General features: G+C 37.2%; 2 protein-coding genes. Both read right to left on the bottom strand.

The window, feature by feature from the left end; all coding sequences use genetic code 11:
• Positions 1-2 precede the first annotated feature (2 nt).
• Positions 3-17486: a T9SS type B sorting domain-containing protein gene (locus BB050_RS08000; protein WP_066033210.1), complete on the bottom strand. Its 17484-nt coding sequence runs from the start codon at positions 17484-17486 to the stop codon at positions 3-5.
• Positions 17487-17613: 127 nt separating this feature from the next.
• Positions 17614-22146 (bottom strand): PorP/SprF family type IX secretion system membrane protein, encoded by a 4533-nt coding sequence (locus BB050_RS22220; RefSeq protein ID WP_066033209.1) that lies wholly within the window; start codon positions 22144-22146, stop codon positions 17614-17616.

The following is a 22146-nucleotide window of genomic DNA, read 5'->3' as shown; positions in this document are numbered from 1 at the left end:
TGTTATCTGTATAATGTGAAATGTCCAACAAATTCTCTCGGATCTTTTGGATCATTCAGTTTAAGAACATACCAGTAATCTCCTGTTGGTAATTCGTCTCCATGATATCTTCCGTCCCATTTTCCATTAACACGGTATTTCGCTACTACTCTACCATATCTGTCATAAATATCGAATGTTAACTCTTTGTATGCTAACGCACCACAATCTGGACCAATGGTATCATTTTGTCCGTCACCATTTGGTGTAAAGTAGTTTGGCATACAGAAGTCATAGAATGTACCATGAACTGTTATTGTTTTCTCACAACCATTTTTATCTCTTACGATAACTACATAATCTCCCGTTTTGTAGATTCTATAGCTATTAGATGATGAGAATGGTTCACCATTGAAGCTGTACTCATAAGGAGCAACACCTCCAGAAGCTTGTACAACAATTGTGTTGATGTCTTTGCTTTGGTTTGTGATGTCGATTAAACCAAGTTCCGCAACTGCATTAACAGTAAAGATTGGAGTTGGTACCTCACAACCATTAGTATGTCTTGCAACGATGAAGTGATCACCAGCAGGAACATTTGTAAAGATGTTGCTTGGCTGGAATACTCCATTGTTATCTAATGAATAATCAACATCTGCTGGGTTCGTAATTGAAGCATCAATTGTTACAACTACCATGTTGGCTTGTGTATTGTTAACGCAATCATATGTTACCTCAGCAGTTGGATTAAGAATTACTGCGTTTGGCATGTTTTCTACAAACTCAATTATACAACCTTCTGCATCTTTCACATATACTGTATGTGTTCCTCCAGCTAGATTAGTGAAATCAAATATTGTCTGAGTAGCTGTACCCTGAGTAAATGGTCCTTTTTCATTATCTAAACTTACGCTATAAGGTAATGTACCACCTTTAACTTCAATACTGAATGCACCATCTTTATCTCCATCACACACTTCAGGAATCATAGAGTTTGGAACTTCTGTTACAATAACCGGATTAGGTTGTGTAATTTCAACATCTTGTCTCACATAACAACCGTTTTCATCTTGGGCAATTACTGTGTAAGTTCCTGGAGCAAGTCTATCAAATGTTGTAATGAAATCAAACTGATTTAAATCTGGTGAGATTGCATATTTAATAACTCCTGTTCCTCCGCTCGCTGTAATTACGATTTTACCATTATTTTCACCAAAACATGAAACATTCGTCGGTGTAAATGTTGCTATCAATGCAGCTGCAGGTTCAGTTATTACAGCATTAACAGAAGTACTACTACAATCTCCGCTGTCTACTTTTACTTTATAAGTTCCTATTAAAAGATTTTCAAATCTTCCGTTGCTTTGAGGCCCTTGAATTGGGTTTCCAGATGCATCCTGTAAAGTATAACTATAGTTTCCTAAACCTCCTTTTGCTTCTGCAACAATTACTCCTGTAGCTTCACCAGTACATTTTACAATTGCATTTGTAATATCTAAATCTACTGTCAAAGGAACCAAAGGATCTATTTTGATTTCATTAGAAACAAAACTTACACAGTTATTAGTATCTCTCACATAGTATTGGTAAGTTCCTACTGGTACAGAGAATGTAACAGATGAATTAAATGTACCCAAATTTGTTGCAAAATTAGGATCTGTACTATAGCTATATGGACCTACACCTCCTGTTGCGCTTAATGTAAGCATCGATTGTACGTTACAAGTTTGTGAAGAAGCCAAAATTAAGTTAGGAATAACTTCTGTTGGTTCTGTAATAACAATACTTGCAGATGTTGCCTCACAATTAAATCCGTCTGTTACTTTTATTGAATAAGTACCCGCACCTAGTCCATCAAAAATATTCGATGATTGCGGACCTGAAGATATAGTTTGTGTTCCAATCACAGTGTTTAATGTGTACATGTAATTGCTTCCTTGTCCTCCTGTTGGAACTGAAACTGTTATTGTCGCAGTTTTATCACCAAAACATGATAATAATGTTGCGCTCGGAGTAGCAGTAAACGTTATTGGAGATGGAACTACCAATGTTGCAGTTGTTGTAGCAATACAACCTTTACCATCTTTTACATTTATCGTATATGTACCTGCAGATAATCCTGTGAAAGTATATTGAGTAGAATAATCTACCACAATTGCACCATTTAGAACTAACTGATATTGGTAATTATTATCCCATCCGCCATTTGCAGAAGCATATATTTCACCGTCATTATTACCTGGGTTACAAGTAATATCTGCTTGAGTTGTTGTCACCGCTAATTGCGCTGAAGGTTGCTCAATTGTAAATAATGTTGTAACTGTACAGTAAGGATTTCCGATTAAGGTCGCACTAACTGTATACTGACCAGCAGTTAAATTAGAAATTGTAGTTACAGCTCCTGTTGTAGTTCCTGTACTAGAAACTGGCCCTGTGATTACATAACTAAAAGCACCTGCCTCGTCTGATGGAGTTGGCTGTCTGTCAACAAAAGTTAATGTTACCTGACCGTCAGCTGCTCCATAGCAAATTTGTGCACTTGCTGGTACAGCTTTAATTTCAAAAGTATTTGGATCATTAACGTAGTGAACCTCTTTAATTGTACAATTTGTATCAAGATTTGTTACACTTATGATATAATTTCCAATTGATAAATTAGTAAAGATACCCGTTGCATTATTTGGATTACCTGCTACTGCATTTCCAGATGCATCCGTAATAGCATATTGCAGATTTGCTGGTGTTCCTCCAGTTGTGGCAACTGTAACAGCAATATCTTCATTATTTGTACAAGTTATTGCATTTGTAACACTAATTGTAATATCATCTAAACTAATAAATGGATTAATTACATACGTTCCAGCATTAGAACCAATACATCCGTTATTATCATAAACATTAACTGTATATGATCCACCTAAATAATCGGTTTCTGTGTAAACATTTCTATCACCTTTATAAACTACTGCACCATTTCTAATGAATTCGTAGATATAAGTTCCTGAACCGCCTGTAACACCACTAATTGTAATTGTTGCAAAATTGCTAGTATTATCAGAAGTACATCCGTACTGAGCAATTGCTGGGTTAGGAACTACAATTAATGCCGGTTCGATAACCTGAACAAGTTTAAAATCAGAACATCCTCTTCCAGAAGTAACTGTAACAGTATAGCTTCCTGCTTCAAGATTTTCGAATACGTTCTCTGGTTGTGCTGGTCTATTTACAGCAACTCCTAAAACAGTCGTTCCTGTTAATGTATAAGTGTAAATTGGATTATCATTAACCCCTGCACTTGGAGCATCTAAAGTAGCTGTAATAGTACCGTTGTTTCCTCCGTTACAAGTTACAGGTGTAGATGTTGCATCAAATCCTGTTACTAGAGTTGCAGGCTCTAATCTAAATGTTACATCTTTTGTACAAGTTGTTGTCAAATCAGTCACCACAATTGTATGTGAACCCACTGATAAACCAGCGAATATAGCCGGAGTAGTTGTTACAGTAGTTGTTCCGTCAATTGTATAACTATAATTACCTGTACCACCAGTAGCTGTTGCACTAACGCTTCCGTCTCTATCAGCACAAGTTGGTAGGGCTACAATAGTATTTGTAATATCCAACGGTGCTAAAATAGTTACCGCCGCGTTGAATACAAATTCACATCCGAATTTATCTCTTACCGTTAGATCATATGTTTTAGGAACACTTACCGTAAATGTAAGTCCTGATTGGAATCCTGAACCAATGCTATATTGGAATGGTCCCATACCTGTTCCTGGTGTAATTACGATATCGTAAGTTCCTGTAGCACTTGGACATTGAGATACAGCTACTGCTGTAAATCCTGATGGAAGTGGGTCAATAATGACATTCACTCTATATGGAGAAGAAATACATCCATTAGCATCTTGTGCATAAACATCCCATGCAGGTACAGTTGCATCTAACTCTCTTGTAGCTAATGCGTCAAATGCTCCAGCAGGGTCACCAGCATGAACGAATGAATAGACATAACCTGGAGTTCCTCCACTAGCTTGAACTGTTACTATTGCTCCTGTCTTACAGTTTGCATTTACATTATCTACTAAATTAACTGTAACTACCGTTGGTTGTTTCACTTCTACCATTGAAGTTGCTGTACAACCTGTTGCATTGTCTGTAATGTTAATCGTGTACTGACCAAAAGCAAGACCTGTTAAAGGAATGGTTGTCGCTGTTGTTGATGTTGATGGAACAAAATTAGTACCATCTTTATCTATTGTATATGTATAACTTCCAGCAAAATCTGAAACTGTGAAAGTTACTTGACCGTCATTTGTTGTATTACAAGTCATATCAGCAATAGTCTGACCATTTACAACAATATTTGTAACTGGTGCAATTGGTAATAATTCTTCGTAAGTACATCCGTTAGAATCTGTTACTCTGAACATATAATCTCCAGGAACTAAACCTGTAAAGGTAGCTGCTACTGTATTATCTGCAGTATTCACTGGAGCATAAGCTGCTGGAGCTCCGTTAAATGAAATAATCTCGAATGTTAAAGCCCCTACACCATTTGTCGCAGTTACATCAACTGTACTAGTTGTAGCACGGCAAGTCACAACAGATGCACTGAATGTTAAATCTGTCGGTTTGTTTAGTGGTACAATTGGTACTGTTACTGGAGCAGTTTCACAACCATTAGCATCTCTCACGGTGTAAGTTATAGAAGGAATTGATCCATCATTAACTACTGAGAAAGTATTAGCTGTGTCATAACCTTGACCATTGAAATTATATCTATAGTCAGTAGTACCGCCTGTTGCAGTTACAACTATGGAAGTAGTTGTACTACATGTTGTATTTGGAGTAATTGCATGGATAGCTGTTAATTCAGTTGGCTCACTAATTACAAATGTTGCTGGCGCCGAAGCACAGTTTTTAGAATCAGTTGCTACTACAGTGTATGTTCCTGCAATCAATCCTGTGTAAGTTCCTGTTGCATCTCCAGTCGTATTAACGATTGGTCCTGTCAATACAAATGTATAAGGAAGACGACCACCTGTTGGAACAACAGTTAAACTTCCGTCATTAAATGTATAACAGCTTACATTGATTTGTGATTGAGCAAGTGTCGGAATTACTGTTGGGTTAACTGTTACAGTAGTAGTTGTTACAGAACATGCTGGCGCGTTACTATCTGTAATTACAAAATAGTAATCACCGTCTGTTGACACAGAAGCTGTAAAGTTTCCGGCAACACCTGTTACTGGTCCCGTAGCAGCTCCATTATGATACATTTGATATGTATAAGGTCCTACACCTCCACTGATTTCAACATCAATAGTTGCATCAATTGGAGCAGCGCAATATAGATCTTTAGTTACCGAAGCACTTGCGATTAATTGTGGTTGAACGATATAGTCTACTTCATCTGTACATCCGTTATCGTCAGTTAAAATAATTTTATAAGTTCCCGCAGCTGTAAACGTAGCTGTAGTTCCTGTAATTGCTAAGCCATTAACTGTAAATGATTTTACACCATTGTAAGTTGTGGATAAAGCATTTAAATCTACTGTTAAGTTTGCACCAACAAAACATTGTTGAGCTGGTAAATTAAGATTTGGAGCTGCATTGTATGTAACAGGAACTGTTATTGGTCCTGCAATACAAAGATTTGCATCTTGTACATAAACATCCCAAGAAAGATCTGTTAAGTTAGTATCCACAGTTAAAACTGAACTTGTTCCAAATACTGTTGGCGTAGGATCTCCTATTTTAACCACAGCATAAGTATAAGCTGATGTTCCACCCGTAACATTTGTAACTGTTATTTCAGACTCGTCATCAGAACAGAATACTTTGCTTGCTGTCGCAGTAAATGCGATTGGAGCCGGCATTGTAATAGTGACATCTGCAGATTTTGAACAAGTCGTTGTAATATCACTAACAGTAACTGTATAAGTTCCTGCTTCAAGACCTGTTAATGTAATAACATCTGCCGCAACAGTTGGAGCATTGTAAGATAAACCAACCGGATTAGTAGTTACTACAATATTATAGTTTCCGCTTGCGCTAAAATCTGAAACTGTGAAAGTAGCTGTACCGTTATTATCCGTTCCGTTTGCAGTGTTACAACTCACATTAGTTGACGATGTAGCAACAATATCAATTGGAATAACTGGCTCAACTTTGTAAGGTCTTTCAATTGAACAACCATTATTGTCAGTTACTTTAAATAAATAAGTATTAGGAGCTAATCCAGTGAAAACTGCATTGTTTCCGTTATCTAATGTTATTGGCGAAATAATTTCATATTTCGCATAAGGAGTATATCCTCCTGTTACAGTCAAAGTAACATCAGCCACATTTGTCGGGCATATTGGGGCTGTCGTTAATGCAAATGTAATATCAGTTAATGGTTGATATGCTGGAACAACAACGCTACCATTAAATGGACATCCATTAGCATCTATAACATAATAATTTACTGTTTGAGCAGATGTACTAACTGGTACCTGAGTTGTGTTATCAGTATAGTATGTTGCACCTCCGTCAAAATTAAATCTGTATGGTGATGTTCCTCCAGTTGCTGTAATTGTTACAACCGCAGGCTGAGTAGCATTGCTTGCATTACATCCATAAGCTGTAATTGCAGGAGTAGCATCTAAAATTGCTGGCTGACCAACAGTATACGGTTTTGTTAAAGTACAACCTCTACCAGATGTAACTGTAATATCATACACTCCTTGTGGCAAATTAGAGAATACATTACCTGTTTGTACATATCCAACTGGCATTGGCGAAATTGCATATGTATAAGTTGGATTATCATTTGAAGGCAATAAATTAACTTCAATTTTTCCATTAGTTCCGTTAAAACAAGAAACATCAGTTACGACAGCATCAAATGTTACAGGAGTACCTGCTGGTAATGTTACTTCTGCTGTTGTAGTACAAAGATTTCCGTTATCGGTCATTGTAATAGTATATGTATCTGCTCTAAGTCCAGAAATTGTATTTCCTGAAATTACAATACTTGGATGCATTGGCAAAATGCTATAACTATATGAGTTCGTTCCTCCAGATGGAGTTAATGTTACTACACCGTTGTTAACCACACAACTTGGCAATGCCGTAATTGCTGGAGTTAATTTTAATGGCGCATTAATATTGATAGTCTCAGTATCTGTACAATCATTTCCATCTTTAATGGTAATTGTATGAGATCCTGAACTTAAATTAGTAACTGTATATGGCAATCCTGGAATGCTTACAAATACTCCAGTATCCACTTTAATTGAATATGGTCCTACTCCTGCAGCAGTTTCAGTAACAACAACTCCAAAGGCACCTTCAGCCGCACAGTTATTAGCTACACTTAAGCTAATTTCTGGGCTTGGATCTTTAGCAATTGTTACGCTTAATGGGAATTCACAATCTTGAGCATCTTTAACAATAATATTCCAGTTTACATCAGCACCTGTTGGTCCTGGATCTAAACTTAATACGTTTCCAGAAGCAAAAACTGATGGAGTAGCTGGAGCAACTGCTGAAGCAAATGTGTAAGGTCCTGTACCTCCAGTAACTCTAATAGTTACTTGAGCTGGATCATCACAGTTTGCATTAACATTACTTGTTATACTCGCGTCAAGCGGTTGAGCTGGCTGTGTAATTTGGAAAACTTCAGTAGTAGAACATAATGTTCCATCAAACTCTTTAACATAAAGAGAATAATTTCCTGGTTTTAATCCTGTAAGAGTTCCGTTATACGCTGCACCTGTTAAACCAGTAGCTGATCCGTTAACTGGTGGTACAATTGCTAAATTTGTTAAGTTATCTCTAACTTCAAAATCTAATCTTGTCGCATTATAGTTAGATACAGTGAAATTAATAATTCCATTAGCAGCACCATTACATGTTACATTAGTAGTAGTTAAAGGATTAATCTCAAGATTAGAGATTTTTGGAGTTTTCATCTCATAGTAAGATGGACATCCATTAGCATCCACAACTTCAAAAACGTAATTTGTATTCTGATCTAAGTGTGTAAATGTATAAGAAGTTGCAGGAGTTACACCAGAAGTTGTTCCTACACCATAAATTGTATATGTAAATGGAGCAACACCTGTTCCACCAAATACACCAACTTCTACAGAAATACCGTCAGCACAAGTAGCACCAACTACCGTTCCGTTTAATGTTAGATATGGAGGTGGTTGAATTCTTAATTTACCGCTTTTAAATTCACACCCATTTGCATCAACAACATTTAAATAGTAGTCACCAAAATTTAATCCTGGGAAATTATGAGCGATTGCAGCATTTGCAGCATTTGCAGTGAAAGTAGCAATCTCTGTCATTGCATTATTATACAAATGATAAACATAAGGAGCTGTTCCACCAGATGCAACATTTACATCAAGGCTACCTGGAGTAGTAGAGTTACAAGTAATTCCGTGAATAACAATATTCATTGCTATTGGAGGAGGGTTATTTAAGGTAATACTATTACGGTACTCACATCCTTTAGCATCTCTTACAACATAGTTATAAGTTCCTGAAGCTAAACCACCATAAATAGCTAAATTACCAAAAGTAACTCCATTATCTATACTATATTGAAATGGCGATTGTCCCGCTGGATTTGTAAAACGTATTGTACCATCAGTAGAACCGTTACATGTTGGGTCAACTTTTACGATAGTAACACCGACTGGCACATAATCGCTTACTGTTGCTGTTTTTGTTTGTACTGGACAGCCATTAGCATCGGTAATTTCAAATTGGTATACACCAGCAGTTGATGTAGTGTAAATAAATGAAGTTCCAGCAAAAGCAATCGGCGCACCAGTATAAGCACCTGCACCAACTTTAACTCTATAACCAAATGGCGCTGCGCCACCAGTTACAGAAACTGCGATTGTAGCATCTGTTGGAGAAGAACAAGTTAAGTCTTTTGTTAAAATAGCCTCAGCTATCATGGCAGCATTAACTGTAACTGTTGTTGTATTAGTACAGTTATTTGCATCTTTTACAGTGATAGTATAAGTACCTGCTGATACTGTAAAAGTATTTGCTGGACTTGGTGTTACACCTGTATTAATCGAATAAGTATACGGAGCAACTCCATTTGAACCTACAGCTACAATTTGGAATGTATTTCCTGAAGCTGTACATTGATTTGCAACAGAAGCAGTCACATTTGGAGCAGTGTCTGTTACTAAAGTTAATGGTAAAGTTACCGTACACTCATTTGAATCTTTAATCCAAGCGTACCAAGTAAGCGCTGGATTTAAATTAGCTGAATTTGCTGTATCGTAAGTTCCTGGAACTGTACTGCTATTACTGAATGAGTATTGGTATGCAGGTGTTCCTCCAGCAGCTGTAATAGTTACTTTAGCTGTTGAAATATTACAATTTGCATTAACATAAGCTACCGTTCCAGAAAGTGGCGCAGCTGGCTGAGAAATTGTAATAGTAGCTGTTGTAACATCACAACGTGTAGTCTCATCTGTAAATACAACAGTATATGTTCCTGGAGCTAAATTAGAAATTGTAAATACAGGAGCTGTTTGACCAGTAACTGGCGTTCCACTATTTAGTGAATAGCTATAAGTACCCGTAAATCCGCTTACATTATAACGAATTGATCCTGTTGAACCACCATTACAGTAAACATCATTTACTTTAGTTGCCGAAGCAATCATAAGTTTTGCCGGAGGAATATTTAATGGGAATGTATCGTAACATCCGCTAGCATCTGTTACTTTGAATACATAATTTCCAGGCGTTAAATTACTAAATGAAGCTGTTGTATTTGATGGCGCCGAAGTTGGACCAGAAACAATTTCGTATACGAATGGTGCAATACCCGTTAATGCTTTAAGTGTAATTGTTGCTGTACTTGTAGTATTAGCAACAGGAGCACAATAAATTAGACTCGCATTAACAGAAACAATTACTGGAGGGTTAAGTTTGTTTACAACAATAGATTTTGTTGGCATTATACATCCGTTCGCATCTTTAACAGCATAGTAAATAGTTTGATCATTACCATTATCTACAACTGTCAAGGTATTAGACGATGTAAATGATCCATTGTTAAAACTATATGTATATGGAGCCGTTCCAGCTGTTGGAGCGGTAGGAATATTAATAGTCACTAATGCAGATTGTTTTGCATTATTAGTATCACACTTGAAACTTGTTGCTGTAGCATTTGTATCTAATACTGTCGGTTGAGAAATTGTAACCGAAGTTGCAGCAGAAGTACAGCCCAATGCATCTGTAACTAAGATATCATAAGTTCCTGCTGTTAAACCAGTAGTTGTAGCTGTAGTCGAAACTGAAGTCCCACCTCTTGTTACACTATAAGTAAAAGGAGCTTTTCCTGATGTTGGTGTAATCGTAATTGATCCTGTATTATTTCCATTACATAAAACGTCAACTTTAGCAGTTGTAATTGTTAATGTAGTTGGTTTTAATGTAACTGTAATGTCAGCAGTTTCTGCATAACAAACTGGATTTGCAGAATCACTTACTCTAAATTTATAAGTTCCTGCAGCTGTTGCCACGTAAGGACTTGTAGTTGCAGTGTATGCTCCTCCATTAAATGAAACCTGATAGCTACGAGTTCCTGTACCGCCAGAAGATGATAAACTAATTGTGGTATTTGGCGTACAAGTTGCATCTGGTACAATTGTCGGAGTAATAGTTAATTGAGGTGCTACAACATAAGTAGTCTGAGCATCACAACCAAAACCATCTCTTAAATGTAAAGTGTAAGTTCCAGGAGTTAAGCTAAAGTTAGGTGACTGCTGGTAGAAAATTCCATCTTTACTGAAAGTTGGAGTTCCTATATAAGTACCTGTTATTGTAATATTAATTGGTGAACCTGTATAACATTGTGATGCAGGCGTATCAATTGTTGGAACATTTTCTGGTAAAATTGTAATTGTTCTTTTTGCAGTACAACCATTATTATCTTTAACATAAACATCCCATACTAAATCAGCTCCAGAATTTGTATCTACTGTTAAAATAGCACTATTCCCATAAGCTGATGATGGTACCGTTGATGGGCTTTTCGCGAAAGCGTAAGTATAGTTTGGAGTACCGCCTGTCGCAGTAACTGTTATTTGCGAATTATCATTGTTACAGTTTATATTAGATGCGGTTGCAGTAAAACTAACCAACGAACTTGGCTGAGCTAGTGTAACCGAGAATGTAGACTGGCATTTTGTTAATCTATCTATTGCTGTAATTGTATATGTACCTGCTGGCTGAGGAGCAGTAACGTTTATTACTGTCGTTGTTTCAGAAACATTCTTTTGTTCCTGAATAATTGTTCCTCCGCCATTTGTTATAACATAATCATAACCTCTATTTTTAACGCCGTTTACTATAAACTGAAGCGTTCCTGTTCCGCCGTAACATTGAATATTAGTCAAAACTGAACCAGTAGCTACAATATCTGGAGCCCCTTTTACAGTGTAAGGTACTGTGAAAGAACAGCCAGATTTAATATCTGTTGCTTGAAAAACATAATTACCAGGTGCTAACGATTTAAATTCACCATCAGAATTTGAAGCACTATTATATCCAGCAGGTCCAGAAATTATCTGAAAACGAATTGGAGCAGAAATATCTGTTTTTACTGCGGCAATGTTTACGTGACCTCCAGGAGGAGTTGTAGAACAATCGTATCCACTATCTGTTATGGTAATGCCTGTAATTCTGTCTAAGTTATTAATTGTTACTGATAATGGTCCGAATTGACAATTATTGGCATCTCTAATATATGCTGTAACCACACCTCCTGTAGAAATAGAAAATGTATTTGTACTGGTAAAATTGGTTGTACCATTGAAACTATAAGTATAAGCACCTGTTCCTCCAGCACCATTAACAGTAACAACTGCAGGTGTAGTGCCTGTACCATTACACTGAAGTTCTGTAGCGCTTATTGTTCCTGATAAAGCAGTTGGCTGAGTTAATCGTATTGTACCAATAGCAGAAGTACAACCTTTACTATCTCTAACCAAATAGGTATAATCAATATTTGGGCTTAAATTAGTATATAAAGATGTTGATGACCAACCTGCATTATTAAAGTTGTATTGATATCCACCTGAACCGCCTGCACCTACTAATTGCACACTACCATTTGTCAAACCATTACATGTAATTTGGGTTGAGTAAACGGTAACTGTAGGATTTGCAATAGGATCTACTACAACTGCATCAGTAAATACAATACATCCTTTTGAGTCTGTTACTCTGAAAACATAACTTCCTGCAGAAGATGCTGTATAAACATTAGATGGAATAGTTGTATAAGTAGTACTTCCGTTTACTGCTACAGCATAAGTGTATGGACTTGTACCGCCAGTAACTGTAATTGTTATTTCTGCATTATTTGTAATACAGTCTAATGGTTTGGTAATTTTTCCTTCTGCTTTTAATTCGTTAGCAATAACAATATTAGATATTGCAGGAGCAGTACAACCATTAGCATCTGTTACAACAATTGAGTGTGTTCCAGGGCCAACATTTGTGAACGTATTCGAAAGCTGACCTGGCGCTCCATCTAAACTATATGAATAAGGTGTTTTACCACCAGAAGCCGTTACTACTAGAGTTGCACGATTAGTTGTATCATAACACAAATCTGAGCTACTTGCTAATGTTGCTGTAGGAATTTGCGGAGCGACAACTGACACAACACTTGAAGCTGGAGAAGAACAAGAACTTGCATCTTGTACTACAACCACGTAATTACCTGTAGCTACATTTGTAAATACATTATTATTTTGGAAACCAACTACAACAGTTCCATCAGTACGACGAAGCTCATATTTATAATTTGGAGTCCCACCACTTGCTGTAGCAGTAATCGAAGCCCCCATAGTACAAGTTGGCTGAACCGTTACGTTTGCAGTAGTTGTAAGAGCAACTGGAGCTGTAATTGTTTTAGTGAAAGAGCTTGAACATGTTCCAGCATCATCACTTTTCACAATAATTCTATAGGTGCCAGCAGTTAATCCTGTAATTACAAGAGGAGAAACTGTAGCTGTGTTCCAAGTTGTACCATTATTTAAAGAGTACTTGTATCCTGTAGTTGTATTGAAATTTGCAACGTCAATAGAGATACGTCCATCTGAACTATTACTACATGATAAATTATCAATAACAGGCTCAGATACTGTAAAAGCTTTATTACTATCAATTACAATTGGGAAATCTTTTTGAGTAATACATGACTTTGGAATTTGGCGAACCCAAATATCATCAATAACTATATCATTTCCTGCATAATCTGTGCTTCCTGAACGAATTCTAAATGTCAAATTGGTGTTGTTTCCTGGATTTAATGAGATGTTAATAGGCACCCATTTAGTTCTGTTTGGATCGTTAGCCGCCTCCGCAATTTTACCAGTATCTTGAGTGGCTACAACCTGTCCCGCTGAATTGACTAATTCAAATCTAACGATAGGAGCTGCACCACTGACACCCGTATTTAATAAGTTGGCAACATATAAATCGACCATTACTGGCTGATTTGGTATAACATCAATAATTGGTTTACTATATAAAATCCCGTAAGGCCCTGCTGCAGAACCAATATTTACTAATAAATATCTTCCATTTGCATCAGCTCCATTTGAAGTGTGATCTTTAAAGTGGTACCAAGCAGTATCATTTCTCCAGAAGAAACTTGTTACAGAATATTGGTTATCTTCTACAGAACGAGTTGGCGTTCCATTTAATGAACAAGTATAAGGAGGGTTAACTCTCTGGTCATTGAAACAGTATGCTGATGCAATACCAGGAGCGGTTGTTGTACCTCCTGAACCAAAATCTTCAATTAATAAATTACTGTAAGTCGGTACTGACGTTAAATTATATTTTACTGAAATTGTATGAGATCCTGAAGGAACATTAACAAAGACATTTGGAGGAGTATTGGTATTCTTTACATTATCTAAATAATACTCATAAGCGTAGTTATTACCTCCGCCGCTTGTTACAGTAACCGTACTAGTTGCTGTTCCGTTACAGTTAAAAACTGGTGGGGCAACAGATATAGTTGGATCGGCAGGTTTTGGATCTAAGACTACACCTGGCATGCTATAGATACAGCCTTTTGAATCTTTAATATAAAGTGTATATGTTCCTGGTGCAACATAAGCTTCATTTGAAGTTCCATAATTTGCACCACCATCAAAACTATAAGTATATGGAGGTGTTCCTCCTTGTGGGTTTGTAATTCTTACTTTACCAAATCCGTTTCCAGAAGGGTCACATCCTGCTAATTCAGAAACACCCGCTGATGCAGATAAAGCATTTGCTGGTTGAGTAATTGTAATTGGAGTTGCTGGGTCAGTACAAGTTACGCCTGACATTGTATAACGTACAACAACATTGTAAGTACCTGCAGTAACATTTGGAAATACTGGATTATTACTAAATGTTGCACCATTATCTATACTATATTGCAAAGTATATCCATTAGCATTAGTAACATTTACATTTATTTGCGAAGTGCCACCGCTACAGTTAATTTCAGTTGCTGTAACAGTATAAGTAGGTTTTGGATTTGCATTTACTGTAATAGATGTTGTTCCGCTACAGTTGTTTGCATCAACTACTCTAATATCATATGTACCTGGACCAGTTACGGCAATTTCATTTGATAATTGGAATGTAGAAGAACCATTTATAAAATGGTAATATGGCGCAGTTCCACCTGTTGTTGTCACAACAATTTTACCATTTGAGCACGCTGTTAATGGAACCGTTAATGCCGCTGTTGGATTTAAACCTGCTGGAACTGGATTTATTGTTACATCAACAGTTTTATCACAAGATGGAGCTGGAGTAGATCCAACTGCTCCATTAGTAACTCTAATCCTATAATCTCCAGATGATAAATTTGCAAATGTATAATCTGAATTTAAAGTTGGACCGAAACTATTAACTAAAGTTCCACCACTCGTATAAATATAATAGTAATATTGAGGATCAATATTTTGTGCCCCAACTTTGATGCTTCCTTTATCATTTTTACATGTTGGTTGCGTTACAGTCGTTGAAATACTAAGATCTCTACTTCTAATTAAAATACCTGGAACAGTAAAAATACAAGGATTAGTTGTCACACCAATTTGTCTAATGTGAACGGTATAGGAATTTGGACTTGTAATCGGAAATACATTACTAGTCTGATACGCACCTGGAGTTCCATTTGGATCTGTGCTAATAGCATATTCGTATCCTGCAGGAACACCTCCGATTGTAATACTTCCAGGAGCCCCACAAATAATATCTTTATGAGTTTCTGTTGGTGTTAATGAGTTGCTATATACATTAAAGTAAAAGCGGTTGAAACACCCTCCCGCATAATTTAATGTTAAGCGGAATTGTCCAGCTTGATTTGCATTATAAGTAGATCCTGTTTTTACTGTAGTCCAAGTACAAGAAGTGCTTTCGTTGGCACAATTTTGATTCGTAACTGCCGTACAGCTTGATTCATTTAATTTCTCCCAAACAATACTATTTGCATCTGAAATATTTAATGTAATTGCTCTAGAAGCATTTCCTCCACATAAAAAGATATTAGGAAGTTTTTTTCCATCATTAGAACATGTTACTACCTGATCTGCAAAAGGTATTACAGGATTTTCTACTGTACTACCAAATCTGGTAACAACAAATGATTGATAAATTGATCTACAAGGAGCTGCTGCCAAATTGTACACGTAATAAGTACCAGGATTTTTTACATTTAGTGTTTGTCCTTTTCCTATCAGTTGTGTGCGGGCTTCATCACTGTACCATGTATAATCAGTATAACCGTTTGCTGCAGTCAAGTTAATGCTTTCACCGCAAAGTGTTACATTGTCGGTATATTTACATCCATCAACTCCTACTAAAAAGTTAGTTGCTTTTGGAATTAAGATACATCCTGTATTCGTATTAACACTCGGATCATCAGAAATTGTAAAAGCTGTATTTTGTGTCCCTTTGTAAGTTGCATATGCAGAGTTGTCAATACTATTAGAACAAGCCTCACTCAACATATGACAATCTGGAACAACCTGAACTTTAAAGCTAATCACTTTTTCTGGATCTCCAACTTTAACCACATTATTATCAACCTTAAAAACAATATTTCTTGTAGCTGCATTGTAGCTTTGAACAGTTACTCCTGATGGTAATGAAACAATATCTGCAGGATAATTAAAAATAATATTTATAGGCAATTGGTCTCTAATGGTAAACGAAGTAGCATTATCATTTCCTGTATTCTTAAAACCAATTTCATAATTCAATTGTTGGCCTAATGTTACATTTTGCCCACCAATATTAACTCCTTGAGCATTCTTTACAATTTTGGTTAAGACAATCTTTGGTTCGATAATCTCAACGTTAAAAGCATTAAAAAACAATCCGTAACCATCCCCACTTGTGGTAAGTTTTAATGTCGCAGAGGTATCATTATTTTTAATGACACTTCCTCCTGGATTTTGTCTATTCGCTGGGTTCGGAACATTCAAAATACCTGCCTCAAAACCTAAAGTATTTCCACTGGCCGGATTTCTATTTGTAAACGGTCCATTAGTATCGTTAATAGTACTGTTAAAAAAGTTATCTACCGGACGTTCTGCTGTAGAAATATCGGTATTATTGATAGAATACCTATCACCCGGTAAGTTAACGTCTCCTTCTAAAGCTGCGAATGCTAATTTTGCTTTTACAGTTCCTGTCGGAATCGTTTTAAACCCAGAAATAGTATAGGTAACAGCATTGCTATTTGCCTGAATCCATCTGAAACCATCAAAAGTAGTAATATATTTAGCTGAAGATTTTGGATCCTCATATACCACAAATAAATTCCATCCTGCAGAAAAACCTCCATTAATGTTCCCTTGTGCTGAAATAATATTTGCTACAGTATACTCTCCCTCAGGATTTGCCAAACCTTGTACTAATGAAGTTAAATCATAATAGTAAGCATAAGGTATTTGAGAACCATTTGAATTAGAAGGATAATAATCATAAATTAACTGCCCACTGATATCAGTATAAGCTGCCTGATTAGGAAGCTTAATTTTAATAGAACCTAAATTACTTCTATTAACCGTTTTATTATCTATAGATCCTTGGCTGTAAATACCTGCCCAATAAAGTCCTGCGTAGACAATTTTATAACATTCCCTGCTTCCGCTAGGAATACTTAACGTAGCAGAACTAGAACTAAATGTACTGTTGTCATTATCAACATCAACATAATACATCTGAAGGTCATTATTATTCCGATTATAGACATTGTACGCGTCATTTGCTCTTTCGTCATCCCTATTGTTATCTCTATTCAAAATATTATTACCGATCAAAAGCATATCACCTTTTAAACTCGTATCGAAACGAGGGGTAAAGTTCTTTTGAGCGTGAATAACAAAACTTTGAATACAAAGCAATACAGCTAAAACTAATTTTAAAGTAGTAGGTTTCTTCATGTTTCTATGGTTTCAGTTTAACGACTATTTTTAAAGGGGCATTTAAAAACAGCATATACTCTTTATTTAAAATTTACTTTATGTTGATTTTCTTTTTTCAAAGAAGCCACATCAATCTAATATTTTTCTAATTTTCCACTTTTACAATAGCCATTTTGCCATTGTATGGTTTATTTCCTTTAGCTTCCAATGCTTTGGTAGCTTCTTGCAAACCGTCGAATTTTTCATAATAAATATAATATTTACTCGTAGCTAGGTTGTAAAAGAAATTAATATCTGAACGTCCTGCAGCAACAGCTTTAGTTAAGAACTCATCGCGTTTCTCTACACTACTATGAACTGCAATAATCATATAATATCCACTATCAGAATTTTTAATATTCTTAATAATCTGCATGTTTGACTGCTCTTCACCAAAGTCAAAATCACTTGCTTTTAAAGGTGTGCTGCTCAGCTTGGTTGTTTCTTTTATTCTCTTAAGAGCCGCAACGTCCTGTGCATATCTTCCTTCATCATTCTCATAAGCTGCACGCTTAATTCTACGTTTACGCTCAATTTCAGTCTCTGTTTTAATGCGCTCTAAATCGGCAATTAAAGCTGCTCCTTCTCTTTCCATTTTCAACTGAGCCGCTTTCAACTCATTAATCTTTTCAAGATATGCTCTATTCAAAGGATCATCTTTAGGGAACTTTTTAAGCCTTTCGTTATAAAGATTTGTCAGTTTTGCAATCTCATTCTTCATACTGTTATTTGCATCAGCAATCTGAACTTTTAATGACTCTATCTGACTGTTTTCTGCCGCTACACTCTTAAATGGTTTTGGCTCTTTATAAATACCTTTTTCACTTAAATCGTTTTCCTCTTTTAAATCATTCAAATCTTTTTGCTTATTCGCAACTGTAGCTTTAAATTGATCTAATAAATCTGTTTGTACTTTACTTGTACCTTCAACCGATTGAGTCAAATTTTCAATAGCTTTTCCAGTATCATCCTTCGCTTTGGCTGCTAACGCTGCTGCTTCTGCATCAGCTTTTGCTTTCTCAGCTGCTAATCTTGCTTGACGCTCTTCTTCCTCTTTCAAGCGTCTTATTTCTTCTTCAGCTTTCAACTTCTCTGTAGCTTCAGCGTCAGCTTTAGCTTTTGCTTCTGCCAGAAGTCTTGCTTGTTCAGCTTCCATATCGGCTTTCGCTTTTGCATCAGCCGCCAATTTCGCTTGAAGTGCTTCTGCATCAGCTTTTGCTTTGGCATCTGCTGCTAATTTAGCCTGACGAGCTTCTTCTTCCAATCTTGCTTTTTCTTCAGCAGCTTGTTTTGCTTTTAATGCCTCTGCATCTGCTTTCGCTTTGGCATCTGCTGCTAATTTTGCCTGACGAGCTTCTTCTTCCAATCTTGCTTTCTCTTCAGCAACTTGTTTGGCTTTCAATGCCTCTGCATCGGCTTTCGCTTTGGCATCTGCTGCTAACTTAGCTTGACGTGCCTCTTCTTCTTGTAACTTTTTCGCTTCGGCTTCTGCTTTCGCTTTTGCAGTAGCTTCTGCATCAGCTTTTACTTTTGCATCAGCTAATAATTTTGCTTGTAAAGCTTCCATATCAGCTTTCGCTTTGGCATCAGCTGCAAGTTTCGCTTGAAGAGCTTCGGCATCGGCTTTAGCCCTAGCTTCGGCTGCTAATTTAGCTTGACGTGCTTCTTCTTCTACTCTTGCTTTTTCCTCTGCAGCTTGTTTGGCTTGTAATGCCTCTGCATCCGCTTTCGCTTTTGCTTCAGCTGCTAATCTTGCTTTTTCTGCCTCTGCGTCAGCTTTGGCTTTTGCTTCAGCCGCTAATTTCGCCTGACGTGCTTCTTCTTCTACTCTTGCTTTTTCTTCTGCAGCCTGTTTAGCCTGTAATGCTTCTGCATCCGCTTTCGCTTTAGCCTCAGCTGCCAATCTTGCTTTTTCTGCTTCTGCGTCAGCTTTGGCTTTTGCTTCAGCTGCTAATTTCGCCTGACGTGCTTCTGCATCCGCTTTGGCTTTTGCCTCTGCTGCTAATTTTGCCTGACGTGCATTTTCTTCCTCTTGTAATTTTTTCGCTTCTGCTTCGGCTTTTGCTTTTGCTGTAGCTTCTGCATCGGCCTTTACTCTAGCATCTGCAATTAATTTAGCTTGCAAAGCTTCCATATCAGCTTTTGCTTTTGCATCAGCTGCTAGTCTTGCTTGTTCTGCTTCTGCATCGGCTTTTGCTTTTGCTTCAGCTGCTAATCTTACTTTTTCTGCTTCTGCATCGGCTTTGGCTTTTGCTTCGGCTTCTAATTTTGCTTTTGCCGCTGCTTCTGCGTCAGCTTTGGCTTTCGCATCTGCTACAAGTTTAGCTTGAAGTGCTTCTGCATCGGCTTTTGCTTTTGCTTCAGCTGCTAATTGTGCTTGTCTAGCTTCTTCTGCTTGTTTTATTTTTAATGCTTCTGCATCAGCTTTTGCTTTTAATTCTGCCGCTATAATTGCTTGTCTCGCTTCTTCGTCAGCTTTTACCTTTGCTTCTGCCGCTAACTTTTCTTTAAGCGCTGCCTCTTCTGCGGCTTTTGCTTTTGCGTCTGCCGCCAATTTAGCTTTATTAGCTGCATCAATTGATGCTTTTGTTTTAGCTTCGGCTGCAGTTTTAGCTTTTGCTTCGGCCGCTAACCTTGCTTGCAATGCATCTGAATCAGCTTTTGCTTTTGCATCTGCCGCTAATATTGACTGCATATCGGCAGCCTCTGCTTTTGCTTTTGCATCTGCTTTACGTTTTGCTTCGGCAGCGTCAGCTTTTGCTTTATTGTCTGCAATTAATTTTAATCTCGCAGCTTCTGCATCAGCTTTTGCTTTTTCTGCAGCGGCTAATCTCGCTTGTCTAGCCGCTTCAGCGTCGGCTTTTGCCTTTTCAGCAGCTGCTAGTCTCATTTTTGCTGCAGCTTCTGAATTTGCTCTTGCTCTTTCTATAGCAAGCTGTGCAGCTGTTTTTTGTTGTGTCGGCGCTGCTGCATTCGCCGCTGCAGCTTTTGCTTTTGCAGCTTCTGCGTCGGCTTTTGCTTTATCTGCTGCTGCAACTTTTGCTTGTAAAGCCTCGGCATCCGCCTTAGCTTTAGCATCAGCAGCTAATTTTATTTTTAATGCTTCTGCATCAGCTTGTGCTTTATCTGCAGCTAGCTGTTCTGGAGTTTTTTGTGCAATTGCTCCAGATTTATTTGCTGCGGCTTGTGCTCTTGCGGCTGCTGCGGCATCTACTCTTGCTTTATTATCAGCCGCTAGTTTTATTCTGCGTTCTTCTGCATCTGCTCTAGCTTTATCAGCAGCTAATTGTGCCTGTGTTTTTTGTGTTTCTGCTAAAGCTTTGTTTGCGGCTGCAGTTTGTGCTCTTGCTGCAGCTGCAGCATCTGCTTTGGCTTTTTCCTCTGCTGCTAATCTTATTTTAACTGCCTCAGCATCAGCCTTAGCTTTATTGTCGGCTTCTAGTTTTGCTTTTGCAGCGGCTTCAGCATCTGCTTTTGCTTTATTGTCGGCTTCTAATTTGGCTTTCGCTTTTGCCTCCGCATCTGCCTTAACTTTTTCTGCAGCAGCAAGTCTTGCTTGTTTTGCTTCTGCATCAGCTTTTGCTTTTGCTTCGGCCGCTAATCTGTTCTTTTCAGCAATTTCTGCTCTATTTACCTGAGTTGCCTCCGATTGTGGTTTAGCTGGAACTGGTTTTGATTTTGACGGATCCACAAGAGATCCTTCATCGTCATCTCCATAATAGTAATTTCTGTTTTTGAATTTATAGGCAATTGCAAATTCATGAGAACCGCCTAGATTAGAGAAATTGCCCATTCCTCTTTCGTAATTATATTCGATAGCAATACTCGGAGTAATGTTAACTCCCAGACCTGCAGAAACTCCATATAATGTATTATATCCAGCCTGTGCCCAAACTCCTTGCTGAAGTGCCAGCATAGCAAGTCCAGAAATGACTGTTTTATCTTTTTTGATTTCTGTTCTAACAATTCCAGAGAATTTACTTCTATCAAAAAAACCATAACTGTCAATATAGCCAGTATACATGGCGTGTAGCTGAATAGCTCTTTCTGGATCTTCTTTTACCATTCCAGATCCGAAATTATAAAGCACTAAATTGTTAACTGCTAATCCGAAATCTAAAAATTCTGTACCATAATTAATCCCAGGATTTACTGTGAGCAATGTGCTTTTTGGAAAATCTCCTGTTAAAATTGTAGAATCATCTGATATGATTTTTCCAGTATTGATACCACTTTGATAAATTCCGACATTTAAACCAAAAGTCAAATTGCTTGCTTCTTCTAGAACAATGTTATGAGCGAAGTTGGCAACTCCACCAAAAACAGTCATTAATCCGTAATTCTGTTGAAATAGACCAACAGCAAATGCTTCGTTTTCTCTAAATCGCCCAGAATAATTGGCTAAATACGTCTGTGGAGCATTTTCAAACTGCACCCATTGTCTCTTATTATAAAAGCTTGCGTATGGGTTTGATTCTCTAACAAAACTGAATGTTGGGTTAATTAAGTATCTATTAAACTTTAACGAATTTCTAATGGGTAATGAAAACGAAACAACTCCATCCTCAGAAGCGTCTTGAGAATAGAGTACATTTGATAAACCGTAAAATAACGTGATGAATAGTAAAAGTTTCTTCAT

The organism is Flavobacterium anhuiense (assembly GCF_001705175.1).
Lineage (GTDB): Bacteria > Bacteroidota > Bacteroidia > Flavobacteriales > Flavobacteriaceae > Flavobacterium > Flavobacterium anhuiense.
Note: the sequence above shows the minus strand (reverse complement) of the source record. Positions and strands in the feature narration are given on the sequence as shown.